The organism is Halorubellus litoreus, assembly GCF_037081675.1.
GTDB classification, from domain to species: domain Archaea; phylum Halobacteriota; class Halobacteria; order Halobacteriales; family Natrialbaceae; genus Halorubellus; species Halorubellus litoreus.
Genome location: NZ_JAZAQL010000002.1, coordinates 1305480 through 1327905, shown reverse-complemented (window position 1 = coordinate 1327905; position 22426 = coordinate 1305480). Strand labels below are relative to the sequence as shown.

Here is a 22426-nt window from a genome sequence, read left to right as displayed (position 1 = left end):
TGCCGTATGCGTCCGCGTTCGGGCGCCATCACCGCATTCGACGACGCGTCCTCGTCGCCACCGGCGATGGCTGCCGCGCGGCTGACGACCCCGTGGCGTTTATTAGCCGTCGTTCGGTACGGGAGGGTATGCCCGATATACTGGCCGAGAACATCTCGGACAAGGCCGTCATGGGGTCTGACGGCACCGAGCTCGGCGCGCTGTACAACGTCACGATGGACCTGAAGAGCGGCGAACTCCACGACCTCATCGTGGAACCCGACGAGGACACGCCGACGCGAACCATCGACTACGACCGGGACGAACAGGGCCGTTTTCGCGTGCCGGTTGCGCGCGTGCAGGCCGTGAAGGACTACATCGTCGTCGACCGCTAGCTCGGATGAAGGTCCTGGACTCTTCTGCGTTCATCAACGAGTATCATTCCGAGGACGACATCGCGACCATCCCGCTCGTTCGCGAGGAGCTCACCGACGAGAGCGGGTATCGGTTCGACGCGATGGAGGGCGCGGGGATGCGCATCCACATCCCGGACGCCGGGACGGTCGAGCGCGTGGAGCGCGCCGCGCGCGAGACCGGCGACCTCGCGGAGCTCTCGGATACCGACGTTCGCCTGGTGGCGACGACGTTCGAGCTGGACGCGACGCTCGTCACGGACGATTACGCGATGCAGAACGTCGCCGAGCGACTGGACGTGCGCGTGGAGGTCATCGCGCGCGACGGCATCAGCGAGCAACGCGACTGGACGTTCCAGTGCGCGGGCTGTGGGCGCGAGTTCGACGAGAACAAGGACCGCTGCCCGATCTGTGGGAGCGACCTCGCGCGCAAGAACCCGAGTTAACGGACGGAGTCAATCGCCTGCTTCTGGCGGCGTCGTCTCGCTGTCAGAGGAGGGCCGGGACGACGACTGCCGCGGTCTTCTCGAGGTACTCGAACCCGAACAGGATGGCGTTGTAGCTCCCGTGCACGAACGCGGGCACGACGAGGTTCTCGGTGCGTTCGTAGACGGTGCCGAGGACGAGCGAGAGCGTGAACACGACCGCGAGCGTCGCGACGAGCTCGCCGGTGGTGCCGCCCGTGGAGTACGCGGGGATGTGGACGAGCGCGAAGATGACGCTCCCGGTCAGGACGGCCGCCCAGCGTGGCGCGTGCTCGTAGAGCGACTTCTGGACGACGTTCCGGTACAGGAGTTCCTCGCCCGGGCCGATGATGAGGAGGCTCAGCGGGACGAGTGGCAGGAGGAGCGACGGTTCTGACTCCGCTGCCTGCGTCGTCGAGTGCTGGCTCGTCGAGATGCCGAACGTCTCGAACGCGACCGAGATGACTTGGAGGAGCGCGAACAACGCGACGAGCCCGCCGATCGCCCACGCGGCCTCGCGGAGCGTCGGCGTTCGCACGTCGAGGAACGACAGCGACCGGTTCGTGTACGCGAGGTAGATGCCGGCGGTCATCGTCGTCGCCAACCCGAGCGCGACCGTCGACAGTATCTGTTGCCGGGCGCCCGACAGCGGCGGCTCCCAGACGAGGTCCGTCACCAACCCGTAGACGACCGTCTGCCAGACCGCGATCGCGAAGATGCCGACCGCACCGACGAACGCCATCGCGAGCGCCGCAGCCACGAACCGACCCGGCGACCACGCGTCACGCGACTCGACGGACATGCTCGCTCGTAGCGCCTCCGCCGACATAGGCCCTTCCGTTACGCGACCGCTCCCGGAGCGACGAGCTACTCGATTATCAGTTCGTCCTTGGCGGCGACGGCGTCGGCTTCGTCGTAGTCGCCTTCGCCGAGCAGGCCTCTGGCGGCGTTCTTCCCCCATTCGACGGCGGGTTGGACGAACGTGTCGACGCCGTAGAGTTCCCCGGCGAGGACGCACGCCGCCTCCATCGCGTACAGCAGGGCGCCGAGTTCGCGTTCGTCGACGCGGTCGAGTTCCACGCGGACGCTCGGGCGGCCGGCGGCGGCGAGGCTCGCCTCGGTCGCGTCGAACTCGGCGTCCATGAGTTCGCCGAGGCCGGTGCCTTCGAGGTACGCGAGCTCCTCGGCGTCGCTCTCGGGGATGTCGTGGTCGTCGCGTTCGGTGGGCCTGACGAGCGTGACGAGCTTGTCGCGCGGGCCGGCGCGGTAGAGCTGGAGCTGGGAGTGCTGGTCGGTCGCGCCGAGCGCTCGCGCGGGCGTCTGCCCGAGGCCGTCTTTGCCCAGACTTTCGGCCCAGAGTTGCGCGAACCACTCCGCGAACGTCTCCAGCGATTCGGCGTACGGCATCATCGCGTTCACGCTCGCGCCGCGCTGGTCGAGCGCGTACGCTATCGCGCCGTACGCGTACCCCGGATTCGAGTGCAGCGAGGGGCCGAGCTTCTCGCGTTGCTCGCTCGCGCCGGCGACGAGCGCGTCCAGGTCGTGCCCGCAGACGCTCGCCGCGGCGAGCCCGACCGTCGACAGCGCCGAGAACCGCCCCGGGACGCCCTCGGGTTGCGGGAGGTTCGGGAGCCCGTGTCGGTCCGCGAGCCGCCGTAGCGGCCCCTCCTCGCCGGTCGTGACGAACGTCCGATCGGTCCAGTCGACGCCCGTCGACGTCATCGCGTCGCGGACGACGAGGAAGTTCGCGAGCGTCTCCGCCGTCGTCCCCGACCGCGACACGACGTTCACCGTCGTCGACGCGAGGTCGACCTCGGAGAGCAAGGCGGTGATCCACTCGGGGTCGACGTTGTCGAGGTAGTACGCGTCCACGCTCGACTCGTTGGCGAGCGCGTCCGTGATGGTCGCCGCGCCGAGCGCGCTCCCGCCGATACCGACGTTCAGGAGCGTCTCGGTGTCCGCGAACGCCGCCGTCGTCTCTCGGATGGCGTCCACGTCGACGTCCTCGGGGAGCGCGAGCGCGGCGTACCCGTGCTCGCGGCCCTCGATCCCCCGCTCGATGCGGTCGTGTGCGGCCGCGACCTGGTCGTCGAGTCGCGCCAGCGCGTCCCGCGAGATGCCGGGGGACGCGGTGTCGGCGAGCGCGTTCGCGATGTCCACGTGCATGGCCGAATGCGCGCCCGGCGGCGACAAGTGTTTTGCCATCACTACCGGAGTGCGGCCCGCGGAGCGTGCGGTCTCCTTTGGACGCGCTGCCGTCAACCACGCCGCTTTTGGCCGTCTCGCCCCAAGCGTCGAGGGATGACAGAGGACGGCGTCGCGACCGCGGAGGACGCTCGGAGCAGCGACGACGACGCCGACGCGGGGAGCGACGGCCGCACGTACGGCGGGCTCCTGACGGCGTTCCCGTACGCACTCCGCGAGAGCGATTCGTTGTTGTTCAAACTGTACGCGACCGTGAGCGGACTGCTCGCGACGCTGCTCGCGTTCTTCTTCGCGGCGGCGGTGACGGTCGCGGTGTCGAACACGCTCGGTGCGGGCGGTGGGACGTTCACGTTCGTCCGGTCGTTCTACGTGTTCGTCGCGCTCGCCGTCGTCTCACCTATCGTCGCACCGGTGCTGTTCGTCGCGCGCGAGCACCGCCGCGGTCGCGGCGACGCGCGCTTCGACCGCCGGATGGCGCTCTTGGGGTTCGTGTACTTCGTCGCGCTCTACGTCGCCGCGGTCATCTCGATGCCGCCCGAGTTCACGCTCGACGGCGAGGTCACCACGCGCCCCGACCCGAGCGGGCTCTTCGCGCCGCTCGTCCGCGTGTTCTACGCGATGCCGCCACTCTCGAGCATCCTCCCGCCCGCGCTCGTCGGCGTCGCGATGTACCTCCTCGACCGCCGACACAAGGCCTCGAACGCGTGAGGCCGACGGCCGCCGACGCTCGCGACGCCACTTGCGTCGCCGGCGGGTGCGTGACGAAACCCGGAAGGCCACCGAGACGCTACCCGTGGGTATGACGGAGACGACCGCGACGTTCCTCGTGACGGAGGCGGACGCCGAGAGCGCCGTGCTACGCGACGTGGACGCCGGGCAGGTGTACACGCTCGCGGCCAACGACCACGAACTCGAGTCGGAGATGGTCGTCGGCGCGACCGTGAAGCCGGTCCCGCCGATGGACGTCGTGTACGAACTCGTCGACGTCGACTACGCGCATCACGTCGACGTCGTCGACACGGACCTGTCGCCGACGACGCAAGCGATGGAGACCGCCGAAGACCTCGACGTCGGCGACGTCGAACGCATCGAGCGCGCCGGAACCGGCGAACTCCACGTCCTCTCGGTACCGCCGGAGGACACCGAGCAAGCCGCCCAGGACGTCATCGCGGACGAGGAGACCGTCGCGCGAGCGGGTCGCGTCGGCGCCGTCCGCGTCGAGGTGCGTCGCGACACCGAACTGGGCGTCCTGAACGTCCGCTACCTCCCCGACTGAGCGGAGGAGTATCGCACTCGCTCCCGAACCCGGTCGTCGCTACTCGCTTCCTTCGCTCGCGTACGGCGCCGGACCGTCCGCGCTCTGGACCTTCCAGCCGCCGCCGACGTCGCACGCCTCGCGGACGGTGTACTCGATCTCCGTGTCGGGCCCCATGCGGTCGCCGCCCTGGACCTCCTCCACCCTGAGGGGGACGTCGTACGTGCTCCCGCAGCACCCGATGTCGACGAACTCGATCCACTCGTCGCCGCGCTCGACGTCGTCGTGGACGCGACGCAGCCACGCGTGGAAGTGGTCGGTATCCACCTGTTGGCGACTCCAGTCCGAGAGGTCCATCGGGTACGAGAGCACGACGCGAGATGCGGTCGTCATACCACACGGTACGGCGTCGGCGGACAAAAGCGTGCGTCGCGATGACGCCGGGCGCGCGAAGCCACCGTCGCGACGGCGTCCGGCGACGCGAGAGGCGGTCGATCCGTGCGGAAACCGTCGGCGTTCGTCGCCGCGAGAGAAAGAGAGATAAGAAGGCTTACTTTCGCCCGCGGCGGACCGGGCGGCATGAGCAAGTTCGAGGTACCGGAGGTCGACTACGAGCGGTACTCGAACCGCCAGCTCGCGGCCATCCCTCTCGCCCTGTTGGCCGTGGCGCTGGTGGTTCTCGCCGCGTTGTGGGTGACCACTGGGACACCGGTGCCGCTGGGTATCGACTTCACGGGTGGGACAGAGTTGACGGTGCAGACGGACACGCCCCGCGGCGAGATCGGGGCGGCGTTCGACGTGGAACCGGCGAACATCCAGGCGGCCGCCGGGACCGCCGACCCGCAGTACATCGTGACGTTCGCCGATACGGGCGATAGCACGAACGGGAGCATCCTCGCCGACCAGGCGCGAGCGAACCTGGAGGCGACGTGCGACAACACCGAGGAGTGCGCGATCGTGCAGTCCCGGCAGTCGACGACGCCGCGGTTCGCGTCGTCCGCACAGAACACCGCGCTCGTCGGGCTCGTCATCGCGTTCGCCGGGATGAGCGTGCTCGCGTTCGCGCTCTTCCGGTCGTTCGTTCCGTCCATCGCGATCGTCATCTCCGCGTTCTCCGACATCGCGATCCCGCTCGCCATCATGGGGCTCGTCGGCATCAAGCTCTCGCTGGGCACGGTCGCGGCGCTCCTGATGCTCATCGGGTACTCGGTCGACTCCGACATCCTCCTGAACAACCACATCTTGCGGCGCGAGGGCGGGTTCTACGAGAGCACCGCTCGCGCGATGCGGACCGGTGTGACGATGACGCTCACGTCGCTCTCCGCGATGGCGGTGATGGCCGTGACGGCGTACCTCTTCGGCATCGAGCTGATGGCGTCGATCGGTATCGTGCTCGTCCTCGGGCTCGCGACGGACCTGATGAACACGTACATGATGAACTTGAGTCTCCTTCGCTACTACAAGCTCGGGGAGGTGGGTAACTGATGGCCGACCTCCGTAGCAACTGGCGCGTAGTGCTGCTCGTCGTGATGCTGTCGATGAGCGCGATCGTGCTGTTCGTGCCGTCGGCGACGCTCGCGGGCGGCGAGGTGACGGGGCCGACGAACCTCCAGTACGGCCTCGAACTGAACGGCGGGACGCGCATCCGGACGCCCGTGACGGGCATGAGTGCGACCCAGTTGGACGTGCAGCGCGATGACGACGACGTCGTGCGGAACGTCTCGCAGGAACTCGGTGTGCCGTCGCTCGACGTCGCGGTCCGGGACTGTACGGCGTCGAACGTCGACTGCCGGACCGAGGAGGGCCACGTCGTCGAGGTGTTCAACGACTCCGTGACCCCGGAGCAACTCGTCGACGTGTTGCGCGCGCAAGGCATCACGCGTATCGACGGGACGCAGGTGACGACCGAGCACGTCCGCGACGACCCGTCGCCGGAGACGTACGCGCGGATGGCGTCGAGCATCCAGAGCAAGCTCGACGCGACCGGGCTGTCCGGTGGGACGGCGACGGTCGCGTCCGCGGCGAACGGCCAGCGGTACGTCGTCGTCGAGGCGCCGAACCGCGAGCCGGAGGCGCTCGTCGAACTCCTCGACGAACGCGGACTCGTTCAGCTCTCGGTCCGGTATCCGGGCAACGGGTCGATGCAGGAGGAGGTGCTCGTGGACGCGAACGGCATCCGGACGGTCGACCCGCCGCGGCGCTCGCAGGCCGGGTCCGGCTGGGAGGTTCCCGTGAAGCTCACCGAGCAGGGCGGGGTGCGCTTCCAGAACATCCTGAACCGCGTCGGGTTCACGAGCAACCGGAACTACCAGTCGTGTCCGGCGAACGCGTCGCGGACGTCCACGCGGAACGAGGACGGCTACTGTCTGTTGACGGTCGTGAACGGTGACGTGAAGGGTGCGTTCTCGATGGACGGCCGGCTCGCTCAGACCATCCGGAGCGAGCAGTTCGCGAACGACCCGCGGTTCTTCTTCACCGCGGGGAACCAGAGCGAGGCCCAGCGCATCCAGACGAACATCGAGGCTGGTGCGCTCCCGGCGCCGCTCGACCTCGACCAGCGCCAGACGTTCACGCTCGAGGGCGCGCTCGCGGACCAGTTCAAGCTGAACGCGCTCATCACGGCGATCGTCGCGGTGCTCGCGGTGTCGTTCACGGTGTACATCCGGTACAGTAACGCGACGGTCGCGGCGCCGATGGTCGTCACCGCGCTCAGCGAGGTCGCGCTCCTGCTCGGGTTCGCCTCGATCGTCGGCCTCCCGCTGGACCTCTCACACATCGCGGGGTTCATCGCGGTCATCGGGACGGGGGTGGACGACCTCATCATCATCGCGGACGAGGTGATGGCCGAGGAGGTGTCGAGCCAGCGCGTGTTCCAGTCGCGGTTCCGGAAGGCGTTCTGGGTGATCGGTGCGGCGGCGGCGACGACCATCGTCGCGATGAGTCCGCTCGCGGTCCTCAGCCTCGGGGACCTCCGCGGGTTCGCGATCATCACGATCCTCGGCGTCCTCATCGGGGTGCTCGTGACGCGGCCGGCGTACGGTGACATCCTCCGTGCGCTCGTCACGGGCGACAAGTAGCGACCATCTTTTTCCCGCTCGGGTAGCGACCATCTTTTTCCCGCTCGGGTGGCCTCGCTCGCGTCGCTCGCTGCGGCCACCGCTCACGGCAAAAACATGGGTGAAAAAGGCCGACGGCTCGGCCGATGGCCTCGCCGTCGGTGAACCGCGCTCGCCGTGCTCGCGCGGACCCTGGAGGGACCGAACCGGTAGGTTCGTGGACGCACTTGACCGCCGTTCGATTTCTCAGAAGTCGTCGAGTCCGGACTGTTCGTTGGCGGCGAGGAGGTCCTCGCACGTGCTCCAGGACGCTCTGGCGAACGCGGGGAGGTCGCCGTGGGCGTCGACGTGGTCGGCGAGGAACGCGCGCGTCGTGGGGTCGCTCGGGTAGCCGGAGCCGACGTCGACGTCGCCGAGGTCGTGCTCGCTGGCGAGGCCGGCGACGTGGGTGTCGCGGGCGACCTTCGCGACGATGCTCGCGGCGGCGACCAACGCGTAAGTCGAATCTGCGCCGTGTTCGGCGGTGACGTCGACGTCGACGGTCGCGTGCTCGGTGACGCGTCGCGCGAACCGCTCCTCGCTGGTGTCGCCGGCGTCGACGACGCCCGTGTCGCCGTCGCGAGCGATCTGCGAGATGGCGTCGGCGTGGGCGGCGACGGTGAGCGTGTTCATGTCGGTGCTCGGGTCGTCGATGCGCGCGGGTGGTATCTCGGCGACGCCGACGCGGACGCGGTCGTCGTCGCGGAGTGCGGCGTCGAGCGCTTCGCGCGTCGCCGGTGCGAGGTTCTTCGAGTCGTCGACGCCGTCGGGGAGGCAGTCGGTGTCGTCGACGGCGACCGCGGCTGCGAACATCGACCCGAGGACGGGCCCTTTGCCGGCTTCGTCGGCGCCGAATCGCATACCGCGGGTTCGGCGGGGAACGCACTTGACCGTTCCCGTTTCCTATTCTTTTAACAACAAGATGGAGTAAACTTAATTCCTGGAGCGTTCATGTTCGTACATACATGGGCGTTTTCGATGCGGTGTTCGCGTCGTCGGTCAGGCAGACGGTGCTCGCGGAACTCAGCGAGCGCCCGCGGCAGCGACGCGACCTCCTCGACGACGTGGACGCGAGCAAGTCCGCGGTGTACAACGCGCTGAACGAACTCCGGGACCGCGACCTCCTCCGCGAGGGGCGGTCGCGACGCTGGGAGACGACGGGCCTGGGCGACCTCGTCGCGGACTACGTCGCCGACCGCGAACGAGCGGGCGAGGTGCTGTCGACGCACGCCGAGTACTGGGCGACCCACGACCCGGAGGCACTCCCGGAGCCGTTCCGTGCGTCCCTCGGCGCGCTCGCCGGCGCCGAACTACTGGAGTCGCCGACGTCGGAGCCGTTCCGCGTCGTCAGTCAGGTCGTGGACGTCATCGAGCGCGCGGACCGCGTCGCGCTCGCCACCCCCATCTATCACGACCGGTACGCGGCGGCGCTCGAACGGACGGCCGCGGACGCCGACGTCCGGCTCGTGCTCGCGCCGTCGGTCGTCGAGGAGGTCGACGGCCGCGAGGACGCGGACTGGGACGCGGTCGACCCCGCGGTCCGGGTCGCGGACCCCGGCGTGACCGTGCTCGTCACCGACGAGGCGCTACTGTTCGCGCTCCCGCGCGAGGACGGCACGCACGACCCCGAGGAGAAACTGCTGGCGCGCTCCGACCGCGCGCTCGACTGGGGCCATCGGTTCTTCGAGCACCACTGGCGGACCGCGACGCCGGTCGAGGCGCTCGAACCGACCGCACAGCACTGACTGGGCCGACGCTGCTCCGTCGGACACGGCGGTCCGACGCCGAGCGGACCGACGCCGAGCGGACCGACGCCGAGCGGACCGACGCCGAGCGGGCCGACGCCGAGCGGTCGGACACTGACCGGTCCGACACGGACCCGTCGGTCGCGACGCGGTCGGACGCGTTCGCGGTTACTTGAGGTAGTCGTCGGTCGCGAACGCTTCGTCCTCGCCGTCGACGCTGAGGACGTCGAGCGCGGTGACGACCGCGTCGACGCCGAGGAGGCCGGCGAGACTCGGCTCGGTCCGGCCGTCGTCGCTGCTCACGAGTTCCTTGATGTAGAGGCCGCCCTCGCCGTGGACGTCGACGGTCGCGTGCGTCTCGTCCTCGAGTTCACCACTGGCGGCGTACACCTGGCGCGTGCGGTCGATGCTCGCGCGCCGGTGGTCGACGCGCTGGGGCGTGTGCTGCGTGATTGTCGCCCCTTCGAGCTCGTCGAGCGCCGCCTCGAGTTCCTCGGCGGTGACGGGCGCGCCGAACTCGACCTCGGCGCGGTAGGTCTTCGACGCGTCCAGTTCCTTCACGCGCTCGACCATGTCGTGCTCGGCGAGCGCGAGGTCCTGCACGGCGACCGCGCCGTCGGCCGCGTCGTTGATTCGCTCCTGGAGCGCGTCCACGTCGACGTCCCGCACGCCCGGGTGCTTCACCTCGACGACGAACGGCCGGCCATCGCCGAGCATCAGGGCGTCGACGTCCTCGCGGCCCGCGCCGTGGAACACCGCCTCCGAGCCGTCCATCGCCTCCTTCACGTGCGGCGCGACGTACCCCTCGACGCTGTCGTCGTAGAGGTACCCGGAGCCGCCGCAGTGGTCGCAGGGTTCCTCGCCGTCGTCGCCGAGCTGCTTCCCGCTCGCACCGCACTCGCGGCACGGCCACTCCGTCTGCGGAATGTCACGCTCTAACTTCTTGTACCGGCCGTAGACGAACGCAGGGTTCACCTGGACGTCGACCGCGTGCGTCGACGGGTCCGCGTCCGCCGCGTCGAGGTCGAGGATGGCGAGCACGTCCGGCCGGTCGAAGTCCACCTCGGTGTCGGTGAGGCGCCCGAAGCGCTTCCCGACCTCGCGGTTGAACTCGGACTTGAACAGCTCGCCCGCATCGGGTTCGAGGCCCGCGTCCTCCCGGAGCAGGCGGTCGTTCTCCTCGACGAGCGGCGGCGTCCGCGTGCCGACCTGGTACGTCGCGAAGTCCACGCCCTCGACGCTCTCGGCGGCCAGTTCCGCGTAGTCGTCGTACTGCCCGGTCAATCCCTCGCACACCCAGCACGCGTCGCGCTCGGGCGGCTCGTGGGGGTCGTCGTCGGCGAGCGCGACGGCGACGCGCAGGCTCTTCCCGCGCTCGTCGTTCGTCAACCCGAAGCTCCGGTCCGCGAACGGCCGGCCGAGGCACGCGTCACAGAGCGGCCCCGTCGCGAGCAGGTCGCGCGCGGTAGCGAGTACGTCCATTGGGAGAACGCAAGCGTTCACGGCGTTAGTTCCTTGCCATCTGGAGCGCGGCCAGCCAGCGCACGCAGTGGTCGAGCCGACCGACCACGGTCGTTTCACGGAACGAATGATAGATTACTTAATCGACGTGTTCGTTTCACAGGATGTCGATGCCCTCCATCGAAACGAACGAACTGACGAAACGTTACGGTGACACCGTGGTCGTCGACGACCTCGACCTGGAGGTGCGAGCAGGGGAGGTGTTCGGGTTCCTCGGCCCGAACGGTGCCGGGAAGTCGACGACCATCGACATGCTGCTGGACTTCGTTCGACCGACCTCGGGCGAGGTGCGCGTGCTCGGCCACGACCCGCGGACGGAGAGCGTCGCAGTTCGCGACCGCATCGGTATCCTCCCCGAAGGCTACGCGCTGTACGACCGCCGGACCGCACGCCAGCACGTCGCGTTCGCCGTCGAACTCGAGGACGCCGACGACGACCCGGACGCCGTCCTCGACCGCGTCGGTCTCGCGGACGACGCCGACCGACCCGTCGGCGGGTTCTCCAAGGGGATGCGGCAGCGCCTCGCGCTCGGGATGGCGCTCGTCGACGACCCCGACCTCCTCGTGCTCGACGAACCGAGCGCGGGCCTCGACCCCTCTGGAATCCGCGAGCTTCGCGACATCATCCGTACGGAGGCCGACCGCGGTGCGACCGTGTTCTTCTCCAGTCACGTCCTCGAACAGGTCGAGGCGGTCTGCGACCGGGTCGGCATCCTCCGGGAGGGCGAGCTAGCCACCGTCGACACGATCGACAACCTCCGCGAGCGCGCCGGTGGCGCGTCCACGCTCTCGCTGACCGTCGACACCGTCCCCGAAAGCAGCGTGCTCGAAGCGGTCGACGGCGTCCGCGACGTCACGGTCGACGGCAACACGCTCCGCGTCGCGTGCGCCGACCCGAGCGTCAAGGCCGCCGTCATCGCCGCCGTCGAGGACGCCGGTGCGACCGTCGAGGACATCGACGTCGAGGAGATGAGCCTCGAATCCGTGTTCGAGACGTACACCGAGCGCACGCCCTCGGAGGTCGAGGCATGACGCACCCAGTCCTCGCCATCGCGCGCAACGACCTCGCCGACGCCGCCCGCTCGAAGCTCCTCTGGGGAGCCGTTCTCGTCCTGCTCGTCGTCTCTGTGCCCGGCTACCTCGGCGCTGCGGGCGGCCGCATCCTGGAGACGCCCACGCGCGGGGTGCGCTTCCTCCCGCAGGCGCTCGTGAACTTCGTCGCACCGGTCGCGCTCGTCGTCGCGCATCGCGCGGTCGTCGGCGAGCGCGAATCCGGGAGTCTGCGCGTCCTCTTCGGGCATCCGGTCGCCCGGCGAGACGTCGTCCTCGGGAAACTCCTCGGTCGGAGTGCGCTCGCGGTCGCGGTCGCCACCATCGCGATGCTCGGTCTCGGTGCGGCGACCGTCTACATCTATGGGTCACTCCCCGTCACGACGTTCCTCGCGATGACGGCGTACGTCGCGGCGTATGCGGTCGTCTGGACGGCAGTCGTCGTCGGTATCTCCGCTGCCGCCGCGACGCGACTGCAAGCCATCAGCGCCGGCCTCGGTCTGTTCCTGTTCTTCGGGCCGTTCCAGCTCTGGAGCACGCTCGCGCTCCCCGCGTTCGCGCTCGCGTTCACCGGCAGCACGTCGCTCGCGGCGATCAACCCGCTCGACCCGGGGACGTGGCCGACGTGGTACGAGTACGTCCTCCGCGTGAACCCGATGGAGAACTTCGTGCAGACGCGGTACGCCGTCGCCGGCCTCGTGGACGGCTCGACGGGCGGTGGCCTTCTCGCCGCGTCCGCCGCGTCGTTCCTGCTCTGGGCGACCGTCCCCGTCGCCATCGGGTACTGGCGGTTCGAACGCAGCGACCTCGCCTGACCAGCCACGTCGACTCGCGTTCACCGCGGCGGTTCCGACGCACTCAAGCACGCGACGTGCGCACCGTCGAGCATGCGTCAGTTCGTCGTCGTCGCGCACGACGCCCCCACCGACCCGGACTTCTCGCTCGACGCGCTCGGGAGCGACGCGGGCCGCATGGACCTGCTCGCGCGCTGCCTGAACGCCGGCTTGCTCGCGAGTCACGGCATCCGCGAGGACGCGCGCGTCCACCTCGTCCTCGACGACGCCTACACCGTCAGCGTCGACGGCGCGACCGTCCGGAACCTCCATCCCGACGAGCGCTCCATCGCCGCGCTCGTCAGGAACGCGCTCGAATCCCGCGAGGACGCCATCGGCCATCAGCCCGCGACGCCGTCACCCGGTATCGAGGTGTACCGGATGGGTCTCGAAGCGACGCTCGACCGCCTCGCGCGCGACGGTACGGTCGTCGCGCTGCACGAGGACGGCGACCCCGCGAACGAACGCGAACCACCCGCGCATCCGGTGTTCGTGCTCTCGGACCACCGCGACTTCACCGACGCCGAGGCCGCGACGCTCGACGACGCGGCCGACGTCCGGCTCCGTCTCGGCCCGACCGTCCTCCACGCCGACCACTCCATCACCGTCGCGCACCACTACTGCGACACCGACGGCTACCGCGAGTTCTAACTCCGTCACGCCACCGCCCGTCACGTCACCTCGTTTCCACGAACGCGAGGGGCAAAACTAAGGCGCGCGTCGTCCAACCCGTGGCCATGTCAGATCTTCCCTCCGGCGAAGCCGACGGCTCGACGCCAGACACCCCACAATCCGTCAGGGACGCCCTCGGCGCGCTCGTCGACGACCAGTCGATACAGTTCCGCACCGAGTTCGGCGACGAAGGCCCGCGCGCCGGCGAACGCTACGAGTTCAGCGGCACCGTCGACCGCGCAACCACCGACGCGCTCGGCGCCAGCCAGGCGCTCGTCGACGCCGACGACGGCGAACGCTACCGACTCGCCGAAAGCTACACCACCGGTCAGGTACGCGCCACTCGCCTCACCGCCGGCAACGAGAAGGAGTACGTCGGCGTCGTCACCCGACTCGACGGCGACTGAATCGACTCTCGGCGAGCGACGCGGCGGCGACTGAATCGACTCTCGGCGAGCGACGCGGCGACTGACGACGAACCGTCTTCTCGATATCAGTCGTCTGCGGGCGTCGCACCTTCGGACGCGGTATCCACGTTGCTCGCGACGAGGCTCTCGTTCGCTGCCACCCAGCGGAGCAGGAGGAACGCGAACACGTACTTCGCGAACACGTCGAGCGCGGAGTACCCCCACGAGGTGACGCCGACTGACTGGACGAGCGCGAGGCCTTCGACGCCGACGGCCCAGATGATCGGGTAGCCGAGCCAGAGCACGACGGTCAGGACGCGAAGGGTCCCGAAGATGTCCGCGGTCCCCGCCCGCTCCGCGGCGGCGGGCCACTCGGTGAGGAGCGCGTAGAGGACGACGACGAAGAACGCGCAACTGACGAGGTAGAACAGCCAGCGGAACGCGAGCGAAGACGTGACGAGCGCAGCGGCGAGCCCGGTCACGCACATCCCGATGTCCGCGGCGACGACCGTGTACAGGCTCGCCTCGTCGACCTTCGCGAGCGTCCCGAGTGCGAGCAAGATCATCGGCGTGGACAGCGCCCACGTCAGGTACCGACCCCATTGACTCATCACCTCCTCGCCAGCGAGTGCGTGCCCGGGCGGCATCTCGATGAACCCGACGGTCAGTCCCGAGAGGAGCCCGATGTAGCTCGAGATGGAGACGAGCGGGATCATGAGCGTCGCCCCCCAGATGACGCGGGCGCGAGTGCTCGTGACGTTCCGTCCCATGTACACGAACAGGAGGATGGAGAGGCCGGCGAGCGCGATATTGATCCAGAGCGACGAGCTCAACAGTACGTCATCCTGTATCTGTGAGAACGCGTCCGATTGCGTCGTCTGCAGCACGAAACTAGCCAGAACCCCGACAGTTGATGAAAGCATACGACCACTGTTGGTGACTCGAAAGCATAAGTAGAAAGACGCGTATCGCGCATTTCCGGTATCTACCCGTCGAAACGGACCACTACTCGCACCCGCCCGAACCCCTCCCTCCACCACCAATCCCGCGCTCGCGCCCACGCCGAAACCACCGCAAGTCGCCACGACACGACCACGAACTCACGGCACGCACCGACACCAACCACGACCACGCCAGCGCCTCGAACTTTCGGAAGTCTTAAAGAGACCGCAGCGTCTACATCTACGTGCGGGCCGGTGGGGTAGCTTGGTATCCTTCGGCCTTCGGGTGGCCGTAACCACGATTCAAATTCGTGCCGGCCCACTACCTTTCCCGCACTTTCAACGCCTCCGCAGCAGACGCTATGCGTGTGGGCGTAATCACGTTCTCGTGAGCGAAGTGAGCGGGAGCAAGCGAGACCGCAGGTCTCGCGTGATTCAAATTCGTGTCGGTCCTCTTCGCCCGCATTCTCGCTTCGACGAGCGACAGCGGTATTGTTCGAGAGCCACGGTTGGTCGCATCGTTCGATGGTCAGTCGTTGGTGTCGTGTCTGGCGTTCGCGGGTGGGTTCGTCTTTTCGGCTCCGACGTCGCCGAACGAGTCTGGGTGTTGGTAGTCGCGACGCCGACGGCGGCGACCGCGTCCGAGCTGTTCCAATGATGGTGGTATTCGACGCTTTGATCGTCGTTGGCGTCGGCCTAACTGTCGAAGATGAGGTTGTCGGGGGTGACGAGGTGGTTGTCGCCAGACCCGTTGAGGGTGACGCTCACGCGTTCGCGGATGCTGGCATCGTCGACGTCGTCGGCGATGGTGGGCATGGTTGATTGCACCGACAGCGCTGTTCTTCTGGCTCCTGTGCCGAGATGTGACGTGTGGCTTGACCTGTGGACCGTCGGGTGTCGGCGTTCGGGTGTCTGTTAGCACGGGTTGGCAGGAAAGGATAACCGTCGTATTTTTACACTAACAATTATTCATCTATATTAATACTCGGCCCAGATTTCGAAAATTGGGGCGGGTGGTGATTCCATATGTACGAGGAACGAGATCGCGATAATTCCGATACAGGAGATTCGGACGATGAAGGTCGGTTGAAGGCGCTCGAGGCGGAGAACGAGCGATTGCGAGAACGACTCAACTCGATGAGAGAGAGCGTTGGGGTGCTGGAAGATACGATCGAGTCACTAGAGGAGCGAATGGTGGAGGCGGGCCTCGAGGAATCCGATTCCGTGAGCGAGTCGGGGATCGGAGACGATTCGGCGGTCGGCGAGGACGAACGGGTGTCCGCGGACCGAGCCGTTTCCAGCGGTGAGCCGTCGACGTCGGAGACGATGCCGCGCCGTGGCGTGATGACGGGACTGGCGAGCCTTGGCCTCCTCGGACTCGGGTCGAGCGCGGCGGCCGCCACGAGTACGGGGGGCGGTGCCCACGTCGGTGAGACGTGGAGTGGTGATCCGAGCGCCGACCAGTTGCTGCGATTGGACGCGACGGGGTCGACGAATGCGGGGTTGTACGCAACTTCGGAATCGGACTCTGGAAAGGGCCTCATCGCGAAGGCGGCGGGACCGAACTACACGAAGGGCGTGCTTGGCCTCGTCGCGTCAGACAAAGGGACGGGCGTGAAGGGGAACGCGTTCTCTTCGAGCGGGAACACGGAGGGTGTGTTCGGCCTCGCGAAATCGACGAGCGGCACTGGGGTCAAGGGGAAAGCGAGCGCGGACTCCGGTTTCACGAAGGGTGTTCAGGGCCTTGCGAAGTCGCCGGACGGTCGCGGCGTTCAAGGCGTGGCGTACAGTACGAGCGGCGAGAACATCGGCGTGCGTGGAGAGACGAAGTCGAGCACCAAGAACGCAACCGGTGTGAAGGGCCACGCGACCGCAAGCAGTGGTCAGACCTACGGCGTCGAGGGTGAAACTGATTCCGGCGACGGTGCAGGCGTCGCCGGGAAACTGACGACGGACTCGTTCTCGTACCCTGACCTGTCGGAGAATCCATCGGGCGTGCTCGGCGTGACCGACCGGAGTACCGACGACTCGACGGTCTTCGGGCCCACTGGCGTGCTCGGTCTAGCAACGGCTTCGAGTGGGGCGAGAGTGGGTGTCATCGGGCGGACGACGTCTCCGGGCGGCGTCGGAATCTTGGGGGTGACGCAAGACAACGGCGGTATTGGTGTCTACTCCGCCGGTAATAGTGTCACTGGCGGCGACCACATCGTCAATGGGACGGTCGCGCGAAAGTCGACGTCTATCGCGTACGCGAGTTCGGACCAGAGCATCCCGTTCGGCGTGGAGACGACGGTCGCGTTTGACTCGGTGGACAAGGACGATTTCACCACGTTCGATACGGAGAACAACGAGTTCGTTGTGCCCGAATTGGGCGAGTACCGTGTCGACTTCGCGGTCAAGTGGGCGGAACCGCTCGAGTCGGGCACGGAACACGAGGTCATCATCCGGTCGTCGGTGGCCAAGGACATCACGTTCACGCGGAAGACTCCGACGAACGGGGGCAGTTCGGTCGTTCACGACACCGGGAGCACGGTCATTCCGCATCTGACCGCGGGAGATACGATCTCGATCGTCGTCAGACACGACGCCAGCTCGTCCGTGGACCTTGCTGGCGGTCGTGCCAGCACGCACGTCTCGTTCACACACCTCGGGTGACGGTGCTGATCTCGGCGGCTGTAGCTCTCCCGAAACTGTTCTCTCGGATGGGCTGGACGTTCGTTCGATTGGTCTTGGGAACGAGCCGGTCACGTCTCTTAGTAAAACTATGAATATAGCGTAATTATTTATATCTAACAGTTCTTCTCTTCTCCATCGTTCGTCTCGAACGCCAATGGTCGGGCGGGGGGAACGAGAGGATTCATCAACATGAGTGACTCTGGAGCGAACGTCGACGATAGTACAGAAACACACGGTGGGGGCCGTATCGAAGCGCTCGAAGCGGAGAACGAACGGCTTCGAGAACGCCTCGAATCGCTTGAGGAGACTCTCGAGGCCGTCGTTTCGGAGGAGTCCGACGCGCCAGTGGACTCGGGGCTGGGACCTGATTCCAAACCGGCCTCGCCGACGGCGCCCGATTCCGACGAGTCGGCATCGGGAACGACGTCGCGTCGTGGTGTGATGACGGGATTGGCGAGCCTGGGATTGCTCGGGCTCGGTTCGAGCGCTGCGAGCGCCAGTGGTGCCGCGAGCGGCGATCACGTCGGTGAGACGTGGAGTGGTGATCCGAGCGCCGACCAACTGCTGCGGTTGGATGCGACGGGGTCGACGAACGCTGGACTCTACGCGACCTCGGAGTCCGATTCGGGGAAGGGTATGGTCGCGAAGGCGAAGGGGCCGAACTACACGAAGGGCGTGCTCGGTCTCGTCGCCTCGGACAAAGGGACTGGTGTGAAAGGAAACGCGTTCTCTTCGAGCGGGAACACGGAGGGCGTTTTCGGGTTAGCGAAGTCAACGAGTGGAACGGGTGTGAAGGGGAAGGCGAGCGCGGATTCCGGTTTCACGAAAGGAATCCAGGGGCTTGCGAAGTCCCCGGACGGCCGCGGTGTTCAGGGCGTCGCGTACAGTACGTCCGGAGAGAGCATCGGTGTTCGTGGTGAGTCGAAGTCCACGACGTCTCACGCGGCGGGCGTGAAGGGGCACGCAACTGGGTCGAGCGGGGAGACGCACGGCGTCGAGGGTGAGGTGGATTCGTACGAGGGTTCCGGTGTGGTCGGTGCCGCGACAAAGGATGGGTTCTCGTATCCGGACCTGACGGGTACACCGATAGGCGTTTTCGGGGTGTCGGATTGGTCGGGAGATGATAGTAACGTTTCGTCGGGAGTCGGGATGTTCGGCTGGGCGTCTGCTTCTACTGGCGCGACGGTCGGTATGGTGGGTCGATCGGATTCTCCTGATGGTGTCGGTGTTCGTGGAATCGACGGACAGGGTGATGGATTCGCCGTCGAATCGCTTGGCGATAGCCTCACCACCGGTTCCCATACCGTCCAGGGACCCGTTTCGCGAGAGTGCACGACAGTGGTGTACCTGTCGTCGGACCAGACGGTTCCGGATGGGTCCGAGACGCGGATCCAGTTCGATACCACAGCTAAGGACGAGTTCTCCGCGTGGGACGCCAACAACTATCAGTACGTCGTGCCGTTCGCTGGTGACTACCGTGTCGATCTCGCGTTGAAATATACGCTTGCACTTCCGGCTGATAGCAGGCATAACACGTACCTACGAAGCAAATCGAACGGAACGAAACTGAGTCTCATTCGAGACACGCCGTCGAATGGCGGGAACATGTTCGTGCACGATACTGGCAGTGCATTGCTCCCTGACCTGTCTAAGGGCGAGACATTGTACTTGTCTGTCAATCAGAAGTCGGGGAGTCAGGCGGATATCCAGGCAGGGCAGGACACGTCGTTCCTCTCGATTACGCACGTCGGCTGAATGGGTCGTTTGGCGATTCTCCTCTCTTGGTCGATGTGAGGTGACTGATGTGCGGGTTGAGGCATACAGAACGCTGATAAGTCGACCGTGTACGCCAGATCGCGAGCGGTGCTTGCTGATTCGTTCTCCGGGTTCGGGCGTCGAAGAGCGACGGGGTCGTCGCGCTCGTGGCGGTTCGTATCCGATGAGAAGAAAAGCTACTGCGCCGGGTCCTCGTCGGTCGTTTCTCGCTGGTCGTGGATGGTGGCGCGGACGTCGTGGGCGGTGTCGACGGGGACGTAGTCGAAGGGGTACGTGGTGCCGTCGGCGTCGATTCTGAGTTGTTGGGGGGCGGAGAGGAACGCCTTGCCGGCGACGTAGAGGGCGGCGAGCGTGCCGATGACTGCCGGGATGAACGCGATGGGGTTGGCGAAGGCGAACGCGGCGAGGGCGCCGGCTCCGGCGAGACTGCCGAAGCCGACGTAGTCGTCGACGCGGCTCGCTGGGTCGCTGGCGTGAGAGACGGCGGTGACGGCGTCGGTGTCGAGGTGGACGAAGCCGTTCGCGTCGTCGTGTTCGAACAGGATGCGGTCGGGCGTGACGACGAGTTCGCCGAAGTCGCCGGCGTAGGCGGCGCGGGTGCGAGCGAGCACGTTGGCGTCGTCGGGGAGGGCGCGCATATCCGCGTGGACTGGTGGTGTCGGGAAAAGCGTGGTCGTCTCGCGTCGCGTTCGACGCCGCTCGGGCCGTGAGGGCCGCGGCGTCACTCGGGGGCGAGCGGGGCGGTGGCGACGTCGTCGGCGAAGTCAGCGAGGACGTTGGCGAAGGCGTCGGGGTGCTGGATGGGGGTCTGGTGGTCGCCGTCGATGCGGACGAGGTCGGCGTCGACGCGGTCGGCGAGTTCGCGAGCGTGGGATTCGAACGCTTCGTCGCGGCCGTGGACGAGTCGCGTCGGGCCGTCGTACGTCTCGACGATCGGCCAGGTGTCCTGGAAGGCGGTGGCGCGCATGCCGTCGGCGAGCGCGCTGGCGGGGTTGTGGGTGTCGACGTCGTCGGGTGGTCGCTGGCTGTCGCGGACGTCGGCGGTCGCGTCGTCGAGCCAGTTCGTCGCGCGCTCGGAGTGCGCGGCGAGGTCGAGGAGGGGCGAGAGCGCGGTGGCGAGCGCGCTCGAGGCGAGCCCGGGGATGGAGCGGAAGTCGGTGGCGGCGCCGGCGAGCACGAGGCCGTCGACGCGCGACTGGTGGGCGACGGCGGCGCGGAGTGCGACGTAGCCGCCCAGCGAGTGGCCGGCGACGACGCCGCGCTCGGTCGCCTGGAGGACGGCGCCGACGTCGGCGACGGCGCTCTCGAACGCGAAGGACGCGTCGGGGTGCGTGCCGTGCGCGGGCAGGTCGACGGCGACGACGTGGTAGTCGTCGGCGAGTCGGCGGACGTGGGGCGTCCAGACGTGACGCGTCGCGCCCGCTGGTGGGAGGAGGACGACGGTCGGGTCTCGCCGGTCGCCGAACGCGCTGGCGTGGTCGAGCACGCGAGGGGCGACGAGCGGACGCGACAAAAAACCTAGGCGCGGTCTCGGGCGGCGTCGACGAGCGCGCCGACGCGGTCGAGCGCGTCGTCGGTGACCTCGTGGCCGACGCCGTCGCTGACTCGGACGTCGACGTCGGCGCCGTGGTCGCGGAACGCGGCCGCGGTCGCGTCGACGCGCGCTCGGGGGACGTGCGGGTCGTCGGCGCCGACGGCGACGAGGACGGGCGTGCCGTGGAACGACTCGCTTCCGCGCTCGACGTCGCCGTCGACGGCGGTGTCGATGACGGCGTCGGTGTCGATGGCGGCGCCGCTGAGGAGGGCGACGCCGCCGTACCGCGCGGGGTTGGCGAGCGCGTACTCGGCGGCGACGGTCGCGCCCTGCGAGAACCCGGCGAGGACGACGCGCTCGCGGTCGACGCCGAGGTGGTCGGTGGCGTGCGCGACGAGGGCGTCGACGACCGCGACGGCCGAGGAGAGGTCGGGTTCGTTGCGCTCGCGGTCGGCGGTCGCGGCGTGGGGATACCAGCGACTGCGGTGCGCGTCGGGCGCGAGGAACGTCGCGCCGTGGCGGTACGCGGGGTCGAGGAGGTTCACGACGCCTTGCGCGGTCGCGCCGCGACCGTGGAGCGCGAGCACGACGACGTCGGTCGCACCGCGTGGTGCGCCCGCGGTGACGACGGGCTGGCCGCCGTGCGGTGGCGGTGCGCTCGCGGTCGGCGACGCGCCGGGTGGCGTCGACGCCGTCGAGTCCTCGTCGGGCATCGTCACTCGCCACCCAACAAGGGCTGGTCCGGGACCGAGAGCGGCGGGAGCTGGTCCTCGATCATCTCGCGGTCTTCTTCGGCCCACGGCGGCAGGACGAGTCGGCGGCCGAGCGCGCTCGCGGGCTCGTCCGCGGTCACGCCCGGCGCTTCGGTCGCGAGTTCGAACAGGATACCGCCGGGTTCGCGGACGTACAGCGACCGGTAGTAGTGCCGGTCGCGGACGCGGGAGACGGAGACGTCGCGCTCGCGGAACAGGTCGTGGTACGCGAACAGCGCGTCCTCGTCGGGGACGCGAACGGCGACGTGGTGGATGGTGCCGACGCCTTCGCGACCGAACCCGCCGAAGTCGGGCGCGTCGCCCTCTCGGCCGTCGACGGTGGGTTCGTCGTCGCGGTCGTCGTCGCTGTCGTGGCGGCCGTCGTCGTGGTCGCCGGAACCGGCATCGGCGGCGTTCGCGTCGTCGTGGCCGCGGTCGAGGACGTCGACGACGGTCGCGTGCGAGCCGTCGACCGCGTACCGGACCCGGCTGCCGTCCTGCCCCTGGTTCTCGAACCCGAGGGTCTCGAGGACGCTCGCGGTCTGGAACGGGTCCACGGGGAGTGCGGTGACGCCGTGGATACCCCGGATGGCGACGTCCGCTGGGACGGTGCCGTCGCCGTACGGCTCGACGGGCGAGTCCGCGGCGACGAGTTCGAGTCGCGTTCCCGCGGGGTCCGCGAAGCGGAGGACGGCGTCGTCGAACCGGTCGCGTCGTTCGACGTCGACGCCGCGCGATTCGAGGCGGTCGCGCCAGTACCCCATCGCGTCCGGCGGCACCGCGAACGCGGTCGCCGTGAGCTGCGGTGGGCCGCGTCGCCCCGGCGGCTCGTTCGGGTACGGGAAGCACGTGTACAGCGTCCCGAGGTCGCCCGTGCCGTTCCCGTAGTAGAGGTGATGCCGGAGGACGTCCTCGTAGTTCACCGTCTGCTTGACGAGCCGGAGGCCGAGGACGTCCGCGTAGAAGTCGACGTTCGCCTGCGGGTTCCCGACCATCGACGTGACGTGATGGATACCGGTCGCGTCTGGGAGCATCGTTCGAACGGACGACCGCCAGCGACAAAGGGGTACGCGCTCTCGGCGGGCGGTCGCGTCGGCATCCGACCGGTC

General features: G+C 68.0%; 23 protein-coding genes and 1 tRNA gene. 14 read left to right on the top strand and 10 right to left on the bottom strand.

Annotated elements, in window-relative coordinates:
• Window positions 1-128: 128 nt before the first annotated feature.
• Window positions 129-374, top strand: coding sequence for a PRC-barrel domain-containing protein (locus tag VYJ16_RS14125; protein ID WP_336350947.1), 246 nt, complete (start codon window positions 129-131; stop codon window positions 372-374).
• Between the two features lie 5 nt (window positions 375-379).
• Window positions 380-838 (top strand): NOB1 family endonuclease, encoded by a 459-nt coding sequence (locus VYJ16_RS14120; protein WP_336350946.1) that lies wholly within the window; start codon window positions 380-382, stop codon window positions 836-838.
• 43 nt (window positions 839-881) lie between these two features.
• Here VYJ16_RS14120 and VYJ16_RS14115 read toward each other — a convergent pair whose 3' ends face one another.
• Together VYJ16_RS14115 and VYJ16_RS14110 are read right to left on the bottom strand one after the other, a co-directional pair.
• A complete protein-coding gene (locus VYJ16_RS14115) occupies window positions 882-1658 on the bottom strand; it encodes a CPBP family intramembrane glutamic endopeptidase (RefSeq protein WP_336350945.1) in 777 nt (258 codons plus the stop codon).
• Window positions 1659-1723: 65 nt separating this feature from the next.
• Window positions 1724-3022, bottom strand: a complete 1299-nt coding sequence (locus tag VYJ16_RS14110) for a glucose-6-phosphate isomerase (protein WP_336350944.1) — start codon at window positions 3020-3022, stop codon at window positions 1724-1726.
• A gap of 135 nt (window positions 3023-3157) precedes the next feature.
• Between VYJ16_RS14110 and VYJ16_RS14105 the strand changes: the two genes are divergently transcribed.
• The gene (locus tag VYJ16_RS14105) at window positions 3158-3769 is read left to right on the top strand and encodes a DUF8056 family protein (RefSeq protein ID WP_336350943.1); all 612 of its coding nucleotides are present in this window, start codon (window positions 3158-3160) and stop codon (window positions 3767-3769) included.
• 91 nt (window positions 3770-3860) lie between these two features.
• Entirely contained in the window at window positions 3861-4337 is a 477-nt protein-coding gene (locus tag VYJ16_RS14100) for a DUF5812 family protein (protein ID WP_336350942.1), read from the top strand.
• A 39-nt stretch (window positions 4338-4376) separates the two neighbouring features.
• Here VYJ16_RS14100 and VYJ16_RS14095 read toward each other — a convergent pair whose 3' ends face one another.
• Complete coding sequence (locus tag VYJ16_RS14095; protein WP_336350941.1) at window positions 4377-4709, bottom strand: DUF7968 family protein; 333 nt, start codon at window positions 4707-4709, stop codon at window positions 4377-4379.
• Between the two features lie 186 nt (window positions 4710-4895).
• Here VYJ16_RS14095 and secF point away from each other — a divergent pair, with 186 nt between their 5' ends.
• Window positions 4896-5801 carry a protein translocase subunit SecF gene (gene secF, locus VYJ16_RS14090; protein ID WP_336350940.1) on the top strand — a complete coding sequence of 302 codons (906 nt, stop codon included), beginning with the start codon at window positions 4896-4898 and terminating at the stop codon, window positions 5799-5801.
• On the top strand, window positions 5801-7393 hold the full coding sequence (locus tag VYJ16_RS14085; protein ID WP_336350939.1) for a preprotein translocase subunit SecD: 1593 nt from the start codon (window positions 5801-5803) through the stop codon (window positions 7391-7393). The genes secF and VYJ16_RS14085 overlap by 1 nt, the downstream gene beginning before the upstream one ends.
• Before the next feature lie 225 nt (window positions 7394-7618).
• On the opposite strand, the gene rnhB is transcribed toward VYJ16_RS14085, so the two are convergent.
• Window positions 7619-8272 carry a ribonuclease HII gene (gene rnhB, locus VYJ16_RS14080; RefSeq protein ID WP_336350938.1) on the bottom strand — a complete coding sequence of 218 codons (654 nt, stop codon included), beginning with the start codon at window positions 8270-8272 and terminating at the stop codon, window positions 7619-7621.
• Window positions 8273-8376: 104 nt separating this feature from the next.
• Here rnhB and VYJ16_RS14075 point away from each other — a divergent pair, with 104 nt between their 5' ends.
• Window positions 8377-9156, top strand: coding sequence for a helix-turn-helix transcriptional regulator (locus VYJ16_RS14075; RefSeq protein ID WP_336350937.1), 780 nt, complete (start codon window positions 8377-8379; stop codon window positions 9154-9156).
• A gap of 168 nt (window positions 9157-9324) precedes the next feature.
• Here the strand turns inward: VYJ16_RS14075 and VYJ16_RS14070 are convergent, their stop codons facing one another.
• Complete coding sequence (locus VYJ16_RS14070; protein WP_336350936.1) at window positions 9325-10638, bottom strand: tRNA pseudouridine(54/55) synthase Pus10; 1314 nt, start codon at window positions 10636-10638, stop codon at window positions 9325-9327.
• 149 nt (window positions 10639-10787) lie between these two features.
• Between VYJ16_RS14070 and VYJ16_RS14065 the strand changes: the two genes are divergently transcribed.
• From VYJ16_RS14065 to VYJ16_RS14050, 4 genes are all read left to right on the top strand, one after another.
• Entirely contained in the window at window positions 10788-11708 is a 921-nt protein-coding gene (locus tag VYJ16_RS14065) for an ABC transporter ATP-binding protein (RefSeq protein ID WP_336350935.1), read from the top strand.
• Window positions 11705-12541, top strand: a complete 837-nt coding sequence (locus VYJ16_RS14060; RefSeq protein ID WP_336350934.1) for an ABC transporter permease subunit — start codon at window positions 11705-11707, stop codon at window positions 12539-12541. Before VYJ16_RS14065 ends, VYJ16_RS14060 begins: the two co-directional genes overlap by 4 nt.
• 72 nt (window positions 12542-12613) lie before the next feature.
• Window positions 12614-13210 (top strand): tRNA (pseudouridine(54)-N(1))-methyltransferase TrmY, encoded by a 597-nt coding sequence (trmY, locus tag VYJ16_RS14055; protein WP_336350933.1) that lies wholly within the window; start codon window positions 12614-12616, stop codon window positions 13208-13210.
• Window positions 13211-13296: 86 nt separating this feature from the next.
• Window positions 13297-13638, top strand: coding sequence for a hypothetical protein (locus VYJ16_RS14050; RefSeq protein ID WP_336350932.1), 342 nt, complete (start codon window positions 13297-13299; stop codon window positions 13636-13638).
• 86 nt (window positions 13639-13724) lie between these two features.
• Here VYJ16_RS14050 and VYJ16_RS14045 read toward each other — a convergent pair whose 3' ends face one another.
• A complete protein-coding gene (locus tag VYJ16_RS14045; RefSeq protein ID WP_336350931.1) occupies window positions 13725-14561 on the bottom strand; it encodes a bacteriorhodopsin in 837 nt (278 codons plus the stop codon).
• 267 nt (window positions 14562-14828) lie between these two features.
• On the opposite strand from VYJ16_RS14045, the gene VYJ16_RS14040 reads away from it, so the two are divergent.
• The 3 genes from VYJ16_RS14040 (at window position 14829) to VYJ16_RS14030 (ending at window position 19010) form a co-directional block, all read left to right on the top strand.
• Window positions 14829-14901: transfer RNA gene (locus VYJ16_RS14040), tRNA-Pro, on the top strand.
• A gap of 1334 nt (window positions 14902-16235) precedes the next feature.
• Window positions 16236-17234, top strand: a complete 999-nt coding sequence (locus tag VYJ16_RS14035) for a hypothetical protein (protein WP_336350930.1) — start codon at window positions 16236-16238, stop codon at window positions 17232-17234.
• Window positions 17235-17444: 210 nt separating this feature from the next.
• A complete protein-coding gene (locus VYJ16_RS14030; RefSeq protein ID WP_336350929.1) occupies window positions 17445-19010 on the top strand; it encodes a hypothetical protein in 1566 nt (521 codons plus the stop codon).
• 197 nt (window positions 19011-19207) lie between these two features.
• On the opposite strand, the gene VYJ16_RS14025 is transcribed toward VYJ16_RS14030, so the two are convergent.
• The 4 genes from VYJ16_RS14025 to VYJ16_RS14010 form a co-directional block, all read right to left on the bottom strand.
• Window positions 19208-19669 carry a hypothetical protein gene (locus VYJ16_RS14025; RefSeq protein ID WP_336350928.1) on the bottom strand — a complete coding sequence of 154 codons (462 nt, stop codon included), beginning with the start codon at window positions 19667-19669 and terminating at the stop codon, window positions 19208-19210.
• 83 nt (window positions 19670-19752) lie between these two features.
• A complete protein-coding gene (locus VYJ16_RS14020) occupies window positions 19753-20517 on the bottom strand; it encodes an alpha/beta fold hydrolase (protein ID WP_336350927.1) in 765 nt (254 codons plus the stop codon).
• A 32-nt stretch (window positions 20518-20549) separates the two neighbouring features.
• Window positions 20550-21278: an alpha/beta hydrolase gene (locus tag VYJ16_RS14015; protein WP_336350926.1), complete on the bottom strand. Its 729-nt coding sequence runs from the start codon at window positions 21276-21278 to the stop codon at window positions 20550-20552.
• Window positions 21279-21280: 2 nt separating this feature from the next.
• Entirely contained in the window at window positions 21281-22351 is a 1071-nt protein-coding gene (locus VYJ16_RS14010; RefSeq protein ID WP_336350925.1) for a VOC family protein, read from the bottom strand.
• Between the last annotated feature and the right edge of the window lie 75 nt (window positions 22352-22426).